The following is a 14,943-nucleotide window of genomic DNA, read 5'->3' on the forward strand; positions in this document are numbered from 1 at the left end:
GGTGCGCGGATGTTCTGTCAATGCTTCAAAGAGCCGGAACCTTAGACGTACTTGCGTAAGGTTTTTGCACTTGCCGCCCTTGCACTGCCGGCGAAAAAGCGAAAGCATCCGCGACATGATTTCTCCCCGCGTTCTCTCGTTGCTGTGTGTCTTCGTCGTCGGTTCGGTGGTCGCCGCCGAGCATCCCACGGAACCGATGCGCCTCTGGGCGGGGAAAGCGCCCGACGCACTCGGCGACGCGCCGAAGGATATTCCGACGCTCACGCCGTACTGGCCGGCCGACGACCAGGCGAGTGGAGCGGCTTTCATCGTTTGCCCCGGCGGCGGCTATCGCAATCTCGCCGCGCACGAAGGCGAGCCTTTTGCCAAATGGCTGAACTCGCTGGGCATCGCCGCCTTCGTGCTGAAGTATCGCCTCACGACCGATGGCTATTTCGTGCCGACCACGTTGCTCGATGCGGCCCGCGCACTGCGCACGGTGCGCGCGCACGCCACGGAGTGGGGCATCGATCCGAAACGCATCGGCATGATCGGCTCCAGTGCGGGTGGCCATCTCACGGCCACGCTCATCACGCAATTCGACAACGGCAAACCGGATGATGCGGACCCTGTCGAGCGCGTGAGCTCGCGGCCCGATCTCGCGGTGCTGTGCTACGGCTTCATTCTTTTCGATCAGCCGAATCCGGAACGTGAAGCGCGTTTCCTCGGCGCGCATGCCACACCGGAGTTGAAGAACCTGCTCTCGCCGCGGCTCAACGTGCGGAAGGACACGCCGACGACATTCATCTGGCAGACGGTCGAGGACGAAAAGGTCCCGGTCGACAATGCCTTCGCCTTCGCCGACGCCATGCGCGAGAAGGGTGTGCCGTTCGATTTACACCTCTATCAAAAGGGCAAGCATGGCATCGGCCTCGGCTTCAAGACATTCGATCCCGAGAAGCTGCACCCGTGGACGCGCGACTGCGCGTTCTGGCTGAAGGAGCACGGGTTTATGAAGTGAGGTTCACACCCGCATTGCTCGCCTGAACCGACATTCGAGCTGGAGGCAGGGCGCATCGCGGAGCGATGCCAGGCCTGTAGCCGTGGACTTTAGTCCACGGTAGCCTCATCAGAGCGGCCCGTCGCGGAGCGACGCCTGCCTCTTATTCCAACGCTATTTCAGAATCCGCACCGCGCGGAGCATGTATTCCGGAATAGGATCGTAAAGATTCTGGCCGAGGGCATTTTCCCGAAAGATGACGTTGTACTGGCGAAAGGTCATCAGGCAGACCACTCCGGTCAACGCCGCCGCCCACACCACGGGATGCCGCCGCCGCGTGGTCAGCGATGAGATTGCCATGACAGCAAAGAGCGCGAGGGGAAAGTCCCACATCGCGGTGTAGCGCAGGTTCATCCCATACTGCACGTTACCCATGATGAGGTAAGTGGTGACGAGGAAGAGCAGCCAGTATCTCCCCACCGAGCCTTTGGGCTGGCCGCGGAAGATGCCGCACAGCGCCAGGAGAAAGACGAGCGGGCTGAGGAGGACCAGCTCGATGAGATAGCGGTTCCAAGGACCGTCGCCGGTTTTGACAGCGTAGGGGATTTGCGGTGAACGCTCGATGTAGATTCGGAAAGTCTCGCCCAACACGGAAACGCCGCCGGCGGTAAGGACGAGCACCAGCACCCCGAGCAATCCAGCGCAGGTCAGTGCGACGAAAACGGGTCGGCGATCGGTCGAGAAACCGAGGCGTTTACCGAGCAGCAGCGCCACGATCAGAAATAGCGCCACGAAAGCGGCGATCTCCTGTTTCGTGAGGAGCAGTGCCCAGGCGGCGAAGCCCGCGGTAATCGCCCATCCGAGGCGGCGCGGCTGTTGAAAGCATTCCCAAACCGAGACCGCCGTGAGCAGTGCCCAAAACGCCGCCACGCCATCGATAAAGACAAATTGCGAGAGATGAATCTGCAGCGGTGCACAGATGAGCAACCCGAGGACGGCCAGCGCCATGCGTGGGGTGACCCAGCGGCGGGCAAAGAAAAACCCCGTCAGCGCAAAGAGAAAGCTCCCCACTGCCGAGACCATCCGCAGCGCTTCGTAGGAATTCCACTTTGTCAACCGGGTGAGTAACCACGCCGGGACGACGTAGCCCACTCGACTCGGTGGCAGAAAGACGATTTCGGCTTTGCTGGCCTGCTCGACATAGTCATGGAAAATGGCGGGATAGGAAGCGATGCCGTGCTCCGCGAGACGGTCGACATAGGCGATATAGACCTGCTCGTCGAAGTTGCTCGGGAAACCCGGATCGCGATGGAGCGGGAAGCGGAAATACGCGCCGAAGATCGTTAGCAGGACGACTACGGACCAGTAGACGATGGAGCGGGGCATGGGACTGGGAGTTTGAAGGGCGAAAGGCAATCGAGCTTGGATAGTGTTCACGAATGGCTAAATGGCGTCGGGGAAGCATCGTCCCGGAGGGACGGCAGAATTTAGCCGGTGGCGAAAGCCACCGGAATCTCCCACCAACATACGCGAAGCCCCGGAGGGGTGCGGGACGCGACACTTTTTCATTTCCACCGCCCCTCCGGGGCGAATGATAGGTGTGCGGGTTCCGGCGGCTTTCGCCACCGGCTAAATTCCGTTGTCCCTTCGGGACAGTATCCGTTCAGCGGATACCCGGGACACATTCGCCGCCTTGCTTCTCCGGGATTCATAGGTACGACAAAGTGGTTGCTCAAGAGACAGCGATCTCGACGATCCTCGCATCTTTGGGCAATCGAAGCGGTGTGGGTTCGAACCACAGCTCCAGTGCCTCGCGGGCATTGGCGATCGCGTCCACCCCGCTGTCGCCGGTGGATGCGCACCCCGGAATTTCCGGAAAATACGAAGCCCAACGGCCCGTGGTAGCATGCTGTTCAACTACGAGGCGGAGTTTCATGGGCTGGTTCCGGTCGGAGCCTTAATCTTAATCTTACTCTTAATCCTAATCTGTCTCTTTCCGGTTGGGGATTAAGATTAAGATTAGGATTAAGATTAAGAAAACCTGGCGCTATGCGCCGAGCAATTGCCGCAACACATAGGGCAGGATGCCGCCGTGGCGCACGTAGTCGACTTCGATGCCGGTGTCGATGCGGCTCTTCACGGTGAGCTCTTCGCTCTTCCCGTTGGCGCGGTGGATGACGATCTTCACGTCGCTCATCGGCTTGATGTTGTCGTCGAGACCGAGCACGTCGATGGTCTCCGTGCCGTCGAGTTGGAGGGTCTGCGCGCTCACGCCTTCGGGGAATTGCAGCGGGACCACGCCCATGCCGCACAGGTTGGAGCGATGGATACGCTCGAAGGATTGGGCGATCACGGCTTTTACGCCGAGGAGCAGCGTGCCTTTCGCCGCCCAGTCTCGCGAGCTGCCGGTGCCATATTCATGGCCGGCGAAGATGACCAGCGGCGTGCCGGCCTGCTGATACTTCATCGAGGCATCATAGATCGACATCTGCTCGCCGTCGGGCTGATGCTTGGTCACGCCACCTTCCACGCCGGGCACCATGAGGTTCTTAATGCGCACGTTGGCGAAGGTGCCGCGGGTCATCACGCGGTCATTGCCGCGGCGCGAGCCGTAGCTGTTGAAGTCTTCCTGCGACACACCATTGTCGAGCAGGAACTTGCCCGCGGGGCTGGTCTTCTTGATCGCGCCGGCCGGGCTGATGTGATCGGTGGTGACGGAATCGCCGAAGATGCCGAGCGAACGCGCGCCCTTGATCTCGGTGATGTGTCCCGGCTCCATGCCGAAGCCCTCGAAAAACGGCGGCTCCTGAATGTAAGTCGACTTCTCGTCCCACGAATAAACTTCACCGACAGACGAGGGGACTTCGTTCCACTTCGGGTTCTGATTGGCGAAGTCGGTGTAGAGCTTGCGGAAGACCTCGGGCTTGAGTGCGCTGGTCATGGCTTCGCGGATTTCTTTGAGGCTCGGCCAGATGTCCTTGAGGAACACGTCCTGCCCATCCTTGCCCTTGCCAAGCGGGTCCTTGCTGAGGTCGATATCCACCGTGCCGGCAAGCGCGAAGGCGACGACGAGCGGCGGCGACATGAGGAAGTTCGCCTTGATATTCTGATGCACGCGCGCCTCGAAGTTGCGGTTGCCCGAGAGCACGCTGGCGGCCACGAGATCGTTCTTGTTGATCGCTTCCTCGAGCGCGGGATGCAGCGGGCCGGAGTTGCCGATGCAGGTCGTGCAACCGTAGCCGACGGTCTGGAAGCCGAGCGTGTCGAGATACTGCTGCAGGCCGGTCTTGGTGAGATAATCGGTGACCACGCGCGAGCCGGGCCCGAGCGAAGTCTTCACCGCCGGATTCACCATGAGGCCTTTCTCCACGGCCTTTTTGGCAAGCAGGCCGGCGCCGAGCATCACGCTCGGGTTGGAAGTATTCGTGCACGAAGTGATGGCCGCGATGAGCACGCTGCCATTGCCGACCTTCACGTCCGCCTTCTTGTAAGGCGACGCGGCGAGGTCCGCGGCGGAGTCCGGCGTCGGCCGGTTGGTGATCATCTCCGAGACGTGCTGTGGCGTGCCTTCCTGCAGGTGATTTTTCGCCTGCGCCGCGTCGGTGGAGAACATGTTGTGATGCCCATTGGTGTTGGAACCATTGATGTGCACCGGCACTTCGAGTGCGATGTCAGCTTCCTTCTTGCCGTAGCCGCCATCGGGCACGGACTTGGTGAGGAGCGAGCGGAAGGTGCTGCCGAGCTCAGGCAGGACGATGCGATCCTGCGGACGCTTCGGGCCGGCCACGCCGGGCACCACGGTGGAGATGTCGAGTTCGAGGTCGACCGAGTAATCGATCTGGCCTTTGTTCTCCGGAATGCCCCACAGGCCCTGCGCCTTGTAGTAATTTTCAAACGACTTTACGTGCTCTTCGCTGCGGCCGGTGCCGGTGAGGTAGCGCGTGGTTTCTTCGTCCACGCCGAAGAAGCCCATGGTCGCGCCGTACTCGGGCGCCATGTTGGCGATGGTTGCACGATCGACCACCGGGAGCGACTTCGCGCCCGGGCCGTAAAATTCGACGAACTTGCCGACGACCTTCGCCTTGCGCAGCATCTGCGTGACGTGCAGCACGAGATCGGTGGCGGTGACGCCTTCCTTGAGCGCGCCGGTGAGGTGGACGCCGACGACTTCCGGCGTGAGGAAATACACGGGCTGGCCGAGCATGCCGGCTTCGGCCTCAATGCCGCCCACGCCCCAGCCGACCACGCCGAGACCATTGATCATGGTGGTGTGCGAATCGGTGCCGACGAGGGTATCCGGATAATAGACGCCGTCCTTTTCCAGCATGCCCTTGGCGAGGTATTCGAGATTCACCTGGTGCACGATGCCGATGCCCGGCGGCACGACGCCGAAGGTCTGGAAGGCTTGCTGGCCCCACTTGAGGAGCTGGTAACGCTCGCGGTTGCGCTTGAACTCGAATTCGAGATTGAGCTCGAGCGCCTGGGCGGAGCCGAAGAAATCGACCTGCACCGAGTGGTCGACGACGAGGTCCACCGGCACGAGGGGTTCGATCATTTTCGGGTCGCGTCCCAGCCGCTCCACGGTGGAGCGCATGGCCGCGAGGTCGACGAGCAGCGGCACGCCGGTGAAGTCCTGCAAGACGACGCGGGCCACGAGGAAGGGGATTTCCACCTGGGCGGGCTTTTTGGCGTTCCAGTTGGCGAGGGTCTTGACGTCCTGCTCGGAGACCTTCTTGCCGTCGCAATTGCGGAGGACGGATTCGAGGACGATACGAATGGAAATGGGGAGGCGCGAGATCGGACCGACGCCTTGCTTTTCCAAGGCGGGCAGCGAGTAGAAGCTGCCTTGTTTACCGGAACCCAGTTCGAATTGCTGCTTGGTCTTGAATGCGTCGCTCATGATTAGTCATCCACAAAAGCGAATCGCGGCATGGGTCGCAAGAGAATCATATAGGGTGGGGTGGGGTGTTTTTAAACGCAGAGACGCGGAGACGCAGAGGTCGCAGAGATTTTGGAGCGAGCCGATAGCTGTGCATTCTCGAGCTGGAGCTGGGGCGCGAATGGGGTTATCAAAGAGGCTCATTCCCTATCTCTATGGAAATCAAAAGAATTGGCTCCCAAGCATCCAACCCTGGACCGGCGGATTGGTTTACCGGCACGGTACGGATTGATCCCTTGTTTCAGGCGGCGGCTCCGGGACGTGCGGTCGGAGCAAGTGTGACCTTTGAGCCGGGCGCGCGGACGGCGTGGCATACCCATCCGCTGGGGCAGACTTTGATCGTGACCTCCGGGTGCGGGCGCGCGCAGCGCTGGGGCGGACCGATCGAGGAGATCCGCCCCGGGGATGTCGTCTGGTTTGCACCCGGGGAAAAGCACTGGCATGGCGCGGCGGCGACGACGGCGATGACGCATCTCGCGATCCAGGAGCAGCTCGATGGCAAGGCGGTCGACTGGCTGGAGAAGGTGAGCGACGAGCAGTATCGCGGGTGAAAGGAAAGGCAGAACATCCAACACCCAACACCCAACACCCAATCACGCAAGCGCACTGCAGTACGCCTCTTCATTGGATGTTGAGTGTTGGACGTTGGATGTTGGGCGTTCTGCCTTCCCGCCGCCCCGTTTGACATTTGCATCTTGCCCAGGACGCGGCATCTTCGCCGCAGATGAATGGTGCCCCCTTTGCGGACAGCGCAGTAGAATACCACGTGCTGCGGCGTGGACAGATGTTAGGCCCCTTTTCCGAAGAGGAATTGCGGGCGGGGCTGGCCGACGGGCGGTTCGAGGAGACGGATTTTGTCCAGACCGAGGGGCAGAAGCATTGGCGTCCTCTCAAGCGGGTTTTCGGGGGGCAAGGACACGAGATGAAGGGCGCGCTGGCGCCGGACTGGAATAGTATCCTGAAATGGGCGTGGTGGCGGTTGCGGTCTCATTTTGATGAGCAGTTGGGCGGGATGGCGATTGTGTGTCTGTCCATCGGGGTGCTGTTTCTCGTGCTTTCCAAATGGCCGTTTGTCTTTTGGGTGCCGTGCTTTCTCCTCGCGGCGCTGGCCGGCGTGATCCTTTTCCGGCGCGAACGCAAGGTGCCCGCCGTGCTCGTGCTCGTGGGGGTGATTGCCGTGCCCTGGCTGTTTCTCCATATCGGCGCGAAAGCGGTGGCGGACAAGATTCCCGGCCTCACCTCGAGCGTGGCGATAGAAGAGAGCCCGAGCGACGCGCCGACGACGATTTCCGCACCTGCGGCAGACCCCGGAGCGGCGAAGGTCGAGCCTGCCGCGGCGCCGGCTTCGCCCAGCCTGCTCGATAAAGCGACGGGCCTCGCCAGCTCGGTCGTGACTCTTTTCAACCGGGTGAAGGCGCCGGCTCCCGATTCGTCGAATTCATCGCCCGCATCGGCCTCGCTTCCAACTGAGCCGCAACCCGCGCTGGCGCCGCCGCCGATTGCCTCCATTCCACAGGATCTGACCCCGCTGGCTCCGCCGAAAGCCCAGCCGCCGATCCCCGGCTTGCCGCCAGTCGGGCCGACGAAATTGGCGGCGCCGTCATTGGCGCCTTCCGCCGCGCCGGCGGGAAACAAGGAAGAGCCGCCCGCCTTCGTGCCGCAGAATGATGCCCTGGTCATCATCAAAGGGAGCAATGGTTCGGGCAGCGGTTTCCTGTGCCGTCTGGGCGATAAGGCGTGGCTGTTTTCCAATATTCACGTGATCTCCGAAGTGCGGCAGCCCGTGATCACGCGGCTCGATGGCGTCTCGATCACCCCGGGGACGGCGGAATTGGCTGTGGGCCGGGACATCGCGCGCCTGGCGCTGACCCAGCCGCCGCGGCATGTGCTGGAGGCGACGACGGATTTCGATAACGACGTGCACATCGACGATGATGTGATCGTGCTCGGCAACAAGGGTGGGGGCGGTGTGGTGACCGAGTTGAAGGGCAAGGTCGTGGGCATTGGTCCAGACCGGCTGGAGGTTTCGGCGGAATTCATTCCCGGCAATAGCGGCAGCCCGATTATCCACCTGAAGACGGGGAAGGTCATCGGCATCGCGACGTATCTTACGAAGCGCTACGAGGAGTTTTCCTTGCATCCGCAGGGCGGCGCGAGTGGCGTCCCGACGAATGGCAAGGGCGAGGTGGTGGTGCGCCGCTACGGATATCGGATCGACAAGGTGCCGGCGTGGGAGCCAGTGAATTGGGCGGAGATGTACGCGGAGGCCGAACAGATGGAGCAGGTCTCGAAATTGACCGAGGATATCTTCGATTTTCTGTCCGCGTTGCGGAATAAGAAGGAGCCGAATTTTGCCACGGATACGCTGCGCCGGCCGGCGGCGGATTGGATGAGCCGGGTGCGCGAGGGGCACCCGAGCGAATCCGATCGGCGCACGGCGACGCAGGGCTTTCTCAATTCGCTGCGGTTCATGGTGCGGATCGATGTGGCGAATCTCGATGGCCGCATGCGCTACACGTATTTTCGCAACAAGCTCAGCGACGAGACGAAGGTGCGCGATCAACTCTACCAGGCGTTCAATACCGAATTTGCCGACATCAGCGCTCCGGAATCGCGCCATAGCATGAGCCACAAACGGTGAACCGTTTTGCCGGTTTGCGATTGGCATCTCGGAACTAACGCGTCATTTTCGCCGCCGATGAATGGATCGCCCCCTGCGGAAACTGTCGCCTATCACGTGTCGAAGGATGGAGTAGTGTCTGGCCCGTATTCGGAAATGGAACTGCGCGAGGGCGTCGCGTCGGGGCGTTTTGCCACGGGCGATCTGGTGCATGGGACCGGGCAGGCCGACTGGCTGCCGCTGGATGAAATTCTCGCGATGCTGAAGCCAGCGCAGACGCCGCAAGCTCGGCAGGCATCGCCGCCAGTGGCGCCGGGCGATGTGCCGGATTGGCGGAGTATTTTAAAATGGGCGTGGACGCGATTGTGCCGGAGCGTCGTGGAGCGAGGATTGACCACGGGCGCGATCTGCCTGCTGCTCGGTCTGCTGGCGCTGGCGCTCTCGCGCTGGCCGGTGGTCTTTTGGGCACCGTGGCTGGCGATTGCGGTGGTGGCGGGTGTGGTGCTGCTGCGCGGTGGTCGCAAGGTGACGGGCGCGCTGCTTTTACTCGCGGTGATTTTGCTGCCGTGGTTGTGCCACCATTACATCATGTCGAAATTGCCGGCGGAGAAGACGGAACCGGTGACACGGATCGAACCAGCCGAGCCTTTGCCCGTGGAAGAGAGCCGGCCGAAAGGGCCGGTCGCGGCGGCACCGAGCGAGCCGGTTTCCGCGCCGGTCGTGGTCAGTGCGACGCCCGCGCCTTTGCCTGTCGCGGCGCCTGTGGCTGTCCACGCACCGACTTCTGCCGCGTTGCCTGCTCCGGCGGCCTCGATGGTCCCGGCGACACCGGTGCCGGATTCGTTTCTGACCAAGGCGGGCAAGCTCGCGGGTTCCGTGGTGCCTTATCTCAAGAAGGCGGGAGAGTCGCTGCCGAAGCTGCCGGATTTCTCGAAAAAGAAGGAACCGCAAGGCAACGTGCAGCCCAATGGCGATGTCATAGTGCCGGGCGCGGCGGAGGATCTCAGCACGATGCTCTTGCACCGGGATTCCATCGCCGCGGTGAAGGATGGGGCGGAGATCATCGGCAATGGATTCATTTGCCGCATGGGAAATCAGACGTGGTTGTTTTCGAACACGCACCTGTTAGGCATCAGCAGGCCGCCGCGCTTTGTTCTGTTGGACGGAGAAATGCTGACTCCCGATGCGGTCGCAGTGGCGGCGGGGCCGGATGTCTTTCGCTTCCCGGTGGCGAAGGCGCCCGAGCATGTGTTCGAGGCGATGCCGGACTTGGGGACGGCGGTGCAAATCGGCGATGGCTTGATGGTGATGGGCAATGCGCAGGGAGGCGGCGTGGTCTCTTCCTGGCAGGGGACGGTGACGGGCGTGGGGCCCGATCAGATCGAGGTGAGCGCTCCTTTTGCGCCCGGCACCAGCGGCAGCCCGATCATTCATCTCAAGACCGGCAAGGTCATCGGCATCGCGACCTATTCTCGACGGCCCTACGACGAATTTGGAAACGACGTCCGCTTGAACGGTACCAAGATCGGGCGCCATTTTGGCTATCGGATCGATAAGATACCCGGGTGGGAGCCGGTGAACCCGGGGGAGTTTTACGCGGAAGCGGACAAGCTCTGGAAAATCTCCCAGCTCACGGAGGACATTTTCAATTTTTACGAAAGCGTCTCCGCCCAGACGCCGACGCACTACCGCACCGACACGCTGCGCGTGGCCGGCATGCAATGGGAGCAAAAGGTTAACCGGCACGACCTGAGTTCGGCCGACCGGGTGCAGGCCGGGCAGACTTTCCTCAATGGCATGGCCTTCATGGTGAAAGCCGATGTCAAGGCGGTCGACGGGCACTTGAGCTACACGTATTTTCGCAATCGGCTCGAAGCGGAAATAAAGGTTCGGGAAAAGCTCTTTGAACAACTCAAACCGCTGCTCGAGGCGGCGGGGCATAAATAACGCATGATCCCGCGCAGCGGGAACGAATGACGAAACGCGTCCAATGTGGGAGCGATATTTGGCGTTCGAAAGTTCGTTCCCGCTCCGAGGGATCATTCTCATTGCTCTCCTCCCGTTCCTGAGTTGAGATGAGCCATCTCCTCCATGAATTCGCTCTTTCGCCGCCTTCGTGAATATCCGTGCGCGCCGCCGGCGGATGGAGGACCGGGTTCGCCTTCCGGTGCGGCGCCGTTGGGCGTGCAGCCGACCTTGGAGATTGCCGGGGAGCAACGAATTCCTTCGCCGACGGATGAGCAGATTCGCGCGGCGGTGGGGAGTCTGGATGCGTGCACGACGTACGCGTTTCTCATTCTCGATCGCGATGCGCGGCATTCCATGGAGATCAGTGGCGATGCACGCGAGGGTTTCGAGGTGGAACATTACGATGGCGTTTCGGGGCGGCGTTATCGCGGAGTCGGAGATTTTGGTGCGGAGCAGATCATTACGCTGCTCATTGCCTATCGAAATAATGCCGCCGGTTGGCCGGCGCTGGCGCAATGGGAGGAAGTGGATGAATAGTGGTGGTGTGATTCTGAAATCGATGAACGCACCGCAGCCATGACCACGCCGAAGAAACCAGGCGGGAGCATGAGCTGGCTGGATTTCGCCTTCGGCGTGGCGTCGCGCACGGCGAAAAAGCTGCATGCGGAATTTGAAGCAGGCCGCGAGGGCCGGCCTTCGCCCGCGGAGGAGCAACAGCGACGCGCGGCGTCGTCACCACGCCAATCGGCGCCGTCAGGGCCGCCATGGTGGGAGGTGCTGCGCGTGCCACGCGGCGCATCGCTGAAGGAAGTGACAGCGGCTTACCGCGAGCTCATCGCCCAAAATCATCCCGACAAGGTGGCGCATATGTCCGAGCGCATCCGCCGCGTGGCGGATGAGGAGACGCGGCGGATCAATGCGGCCTACGAAGCCGCGCGGCGCATGTTGAAGGGCTGAACCGCAAAAGCGGGATCGGGGATGGCCACAAAAAGGCGCAGGAGGAACAAAAAATTCATTCCCCAAGCCAGCGGGCGACACACATGGAAATAGGAGTGGCCTACGAGGGCTCTTCTTTTGTGTCTTTTGTGCCTCTTTGTGGCCATCCACCCAAAAACCGCTGCTACAGACTGCGAATCATCCCCAGCATTTCGCGCAGGCGTTCGCTGGGATCGGTGGCGGTGAGGCGCGGGAATTTGCCGCCGATCTGCACGTAATCGCCGCCACGGGTGAGGATGAGTTTGCCGTCGCGCGCTTCCACCATGGTGAATTTGCGCGCGGTCGCGGCGAGCTTGATCTCGGTCATCACGAGCAGATTTTCCGCGGCCTCAGGCAAGACGCCGTAACGATCGCGCCACGTCTTGCGAATCGTATCGAGTTGTTCCTGCGTCGTGACCTCGGCGAGCTTGCGATATGCCTGGATGCGTGGCTGGGATTCGCCGATGTAGACACTGGGAAGGAAGGCGGGGGCGAAATCGGAGATCGGAGTTCGGAGTTCGGAGTTCGCGGCCGATCCTCGTCCTGCCATTTCCGATCTGCCATCTTCGATCTTCGAACTCCGATTCAAAAATTCCGCCTCACGTGTGGCCACGAAGTCCGTGCGCAGCACGACCTCCAGTCGCGCGCGCACTTTCTCGCCCTTCAGCTTGGCGATGGCCTGCTTGAGCAGCGCGCAATACAGGTCGAAGCCAATGTTCACGATATGCCCGCTCTGGGCCGTTCCGAGGATGTTGCCGGCGCCGCGGATTTCCAGGTCGCGCATGGCGATTTTGAATCCGGCGCCGAGCGAACTGTATTGCTTGATGGCGTTGATGCGGCGGCGCGCCTCGCCCTGGGTCATCATCTCGCGCGGGAGCAAGAGGTAGGCGTAGGCCTTGTGCTGCGCGCGACCCACGCGGCCGCGAAGCTGATAGAGATCGGCCAGGCCGAAGCGGTCGGCGCGGTCGATGATGATCGTGTTCGCATTCGGAATATCGAGGCCGCTCTCGATGATCGTCGTGGAGATGAGCACATCCGCCGCGCCGCTGACGAACTCGTGCATCACGTCCTCGAGTTCATGCTCATCCATCTGACCGTGGCCGATCACGCAACGCGCCTTCGGGCAGAGCTTCTTGATCTTGTCGCGCATCATCTCGATGGAGTGCACGCGATTGTGCAGGAAATACACCTGGCCCTGCCGGCTGAGTTCGCGATTGATGGCGTCGCGGATGATCCGCTCGTCGTAGGGACAGATGAGCGTTTCCGTCGGGATGCGGTTGAGCGGCGGCGTCTCGATGGTGCTCATGTCCTTCGCGCCCATGAGCGAGAGATAGAGCGTGCGCGGGATGGGCGTGGCGCTGAGTGTGAGCATGTCCACGAGCTTGAACATTTCCTTGAAACGTTCCTTGTGCAGCACGCCGAAGCGCTGCTCTTCATCGATCACGACCAGCCCGAGATCCTTGAAGAGAATGTCCTTCGAGATCAGCCGGTGCGTGCCGACGACGATGTCCACGCGGCCGTCGGCGAGGCCTTGCACCGTCTTGCGCTGCTCGGCGGCGGTGCGGAAGCGGCTGAGCAATTCCACCGTCACCGGGTAATCGCTCATGCGCTCGCGGAAATTGCGATAGTGCTGTTCGGCGAGCACCGTCGTCGGCACGAGGATGGCGACCTGCTTGCCGCCCATCACCGACTTGAAGGCCGCGCGAATCGCCACTTCCGTTTTGCCAAAACCCACGTCGCCGCAGATGAGCCGGTCCATGGGCCGCTCGGATTCCATGTCCGCCTTGGACGCGGCGATGGCCGTGAGCTGGTCGACGGTTTCCTTGAAAAGAAACGACGACTCGAATTCGCGCTGCCATTTGTTATCCGGCGGAAAGGCGTAGCCGACGGCTGTCTCGCGCTCGGCATGCACGGCGAGGAGCTTCGAGGCGTAGTCGAAAACCGCTTTCTCCGCGTTCTTCTTCGCTTTGGCCCATTTGCCGTCGCCGAGCACGGAAAGGGCCGGATTCTTTTTGCCCACGCCGACGTAGCGCGAGACGAGGTAGCTTTGTTCCAGCGGCACGTAGAGCCGGGCGTCATCGGCGAAGGCGAGGACCAGCACTTCCTCCGTTTTGCCATCGGCGCGCGGGATGGATTTCATGCCCTCGTAGCGGCCGATGCCGTGCTCGAGATGCACGACGTAATCGTCCTCGTTTAGTTCGCTGAAATCGATCTGCGAACGGCTGGCCTGCTCGCGCGCGCGGCGCAGGGCCATGCGGCGGGCGCGGGTGTTGCGATAGCGGCCGAAGAGCTCGGCATCGCTGAGCACCGCGACCTTTGCCGAGGGAAAAGTGAAACCGCAATTGAGCGTGCCGACGGTGAATTGCAGGGCATCCGCCTCGACCGGCGGGAGCAGGTCGTGCAGACGTTCGATCTCGCCTTCGTTGTTGCAGAAGACGTGCACCCGCCAGCCCTCGGTGCGCCATTCGCGGAGCTGGGAAAAGAAACGCTCGCGCTTGATTTCATCGACGACGAAATCACCGGCTTCGAATTCGCCAAGGCCGTGATCGAAGAAGGCCGTGGAATAATCCTCCGCGCCCTCGGTGGCCGCGCCCTCCGAATGCTCCATGATCCGCACCTGGGCGGCGAACCAACTGGCCTCGGCATCGATGGTGATGTCGCGCTCGGTGACCAGTTCCTGGAGCTTGCAACTGGCCCGCTCCGCGGCGGCTTCGCCGAGCAGAAGCGTCACCGTGTCGAGATGCTGCACGCTGATCTGGGTATCGAGATCGAACTCGCGCAGGGAATCGATCTCGTCGTCGAACAACTCGATGCGCACGGGCAACGAATGGTGAAAGGAAAAGACATCGAGAATGCCGCCGCGCACCGCGAACTGGCCACGGGCCGAGACCTGAGGCACGTGCTCGTAACCGGCCTCGGCAAGTTGCTTGAGCAGCTTCTCGCGGTCGAGGCGCGTGGAGCGGCGCAGGCGGATCTCGAGTTGCTTGAGCGCAGCGGGCGAGGGGACTTCATCGTCCAGGCTGGCCCGGGTGAGCACCACCACCTGCCGGCCCTTCACGCTGGTCAGCCGTTGCACGATGCCCAGCCGCTCGGCGATGCTCTCCGGGTCGGGCAGCGCGCCTTCCACCGGCGCACGATCGATCTCCGGGAAAAACAGCGCGTCCGGGAACCACTGGAGCAGTTCATTGTGCATCGTCTCCTGCGTGCGGACATTCGGGCAGACGATCCAGACTCGGGCCTTGGCCTGCTGCACGAGCAGCGCGGCGAGAAAAGGCTGCGCCGCCGCCACCACGTGCTCGAACGACACCGCCTCGCCCTTGCGAACAAGCGCCAGCTTCGCCTCCAGGGGAGGCGCGGCAGCGATTTGCTCGAGCGGGTTGGGTGGTGTTTTCACGAAAAGGGCTGAAAGCTGTCGTTCATTCGGGGCGTGTTCGCAAGCACACAAAGGAGCCCGGGGCTAAC

At 62.0% G+C, this 14,943-nt stretch carries 10 protein-coding genes; 6 read left to right on the forward strand and 4 right to left on the reverse strand.

The window, feature by feature from the left end; all coding sequences use genetic code 11:
- The first annotated feature begins 115 nt into the window (after nucleotides 1–115).
- A complete protein-coding gene (locus CFE428DRAFT_RS07700) occupies nucleotides 116–1,000 on the forward strand; it encodes an alpha/beta hydrolase (protein WP_006978930.1) in 885 nt (294 codons plus the stop codon).
- Nucleotides 1,001–1,153: 153 nt separating this feature from the next.
- Here the strand turns inward: CFE428DRAFT_RS07700 and CFE428DRAFT_RS07705 are convergent, their stop codons facing one another.
- The 3 genes from CFE428DRAFT_RS07705 to CFE428DRAFT_RS07710 all read right to left on the reverse strand — a co-directional run bounded on the left by CFE428DRAFT_RS07705 (nucleotide 1,154) and on the right by CFE428DRAFT_RS07710 (nucleotide 5,879).
- Nucleotides 1,154–2,365, reverse strand: a complete 1,212-nt coding sequence (locus CFE428DRAFT_RS07705; protein WP_006978931.1) for a phospholipid carrier-dependent glycosyltransferase — start codon at nucleotides 2,363–2,365, stop codon at nucleotides 1,154–1,156.
- Between the two features lie 346 nt (nucleotides 2,366–2,711).
- Nucleotides 2,712–2,915, reverse strand: a complete 204-nt coding sequence (locus CFE428DRAFT_RS35495) for a type II toxin-antitoxin system HicB family antitoxin (RefSeq protein WP_006978932.1) — start codon at nucleotides 2,913–2,915, stop codon at nucleotides 2,712–2,714.
- 111 nt (nucleotides 2,916–3,026) lie between these two features.
- Complete coding sequence (locus CFE428DRAFT_RS07710) at nucleotides 3,027–5,879, reverse strand: aconitate hydratase (RefSeq protein WP_006978933.1); 2,853 nt, start codon at nucleotides 5,877–5,879, stop codon at nucleotides 3,027–3,029.
- Nucleotides 5,880–6,073: 194 nt separating this feature from the next.
- Here CFE428DRAFT_RS07710 and CFE428DRAFT_RS07715 point away from each other — a divergent pair, with 194 nt between their 5' ends.
- The 5 genes from CFE428DRAFT_RS07715 (at nucleotide 6,074) to CFE428DRAFT_RS07735 (ending at nucleotide 11,463) form a co-directional block, all read left to right on the forward strand.
- Nucleotides 6,074–6,469 carry a (R)-mandelonitrile lyase gene (locus CFE428DRAFT_RS07715; RefSeq protein WP_006978934.1) on the forward strand — a complete coding sequence of 132 codons (396 nt, stop codon included), beginning with the start codon at nucleotides 6,074–6,076 and terminating at the stop codon, nucleotides 6,467–6,469.
- Between the two features lie 173 nt (nucleotides 6,470–6,642).
- Nucleotides 6,643–8,559, forward strand: a complete 1,917-nt coding sequence (locus tag CFE428DRAFT_RS07720) for a trypsin-like peptidase domain-containing protein (protein ID WP_006978935.1) — start codon at nucleotides 6,643–6,645, stop codon at nucleotides 8,557–8,559.
- Nucleotides 8,560–8,616: 57 nt separating this feature from the next.
- Nucleotides 8,617–10,485 (forward strand): trypsin-like peptidase domain-containing protein, encoded by a 1,869-nt coding sequence (locus CFE428DRAFT_RS07725; protein WP_006978936.1) that lies wholly within the window; start codon nucleotides 8,617–8,619, stop codon nucleotides 10,483–10,485.
- 144 nt (nucleotides 10,486–10,629) lie between these two features.
- Entirely contained in the window at nucleotides 10,630–11,043 is a 414-nt protein-coding gene (locus tag CFE428DRAFT_RS07730; protein ID WP_006978937.1) for a hypothetical protein, read from the forward strand.
- Between the two features lie 39 nt (nucleotides 11,044–11,082).
- Nucleotides 11,083–11,463, forward strand: coding sequence for a J domain-containing protein (locus CFE428DRAFT_RS07735; protein WP_006978938.1), 381 nt, complete (start codon nucleotides 11,083–11,085; stop codon nucleotides 11,461–11,463).
- A 163-nt stretch (nucleotides 11,464–11,626) separates the two neighbouring features.
- Here the strand turns inward: CFE428DRAFT_RS07735 and mfd are convergent, their stop codons facing one another.
- Nucleotides 11,627–14,875 (reverse strand): transcription-repair coupling factor, encoded by a 3,249-nt coding sequence (gene mfd / locus CFE428DRAFT_RS07740; RefSeq protein ID WP_006978940.1) that lies wholly within the window; start codon nucleotides 14,873–14,875, stop codon nucleotides 11,627–11,629.
- Nucleotides 14,876–14,943 lie beyond the last annotated feature (68 nt).

It is taken from the genome of Chthoniobacter flavus Ellin428 (genome assembly GCF_000173075.1).
In the GTDB taxonomy this organism is placed as follows: Bacteria; Verrucomicrobiota; Verrucomicrobiia; order Chthoniobacterales; family Chthoniobacteraceae; genus Chthoniobacter; species Chthoniobacter flavus.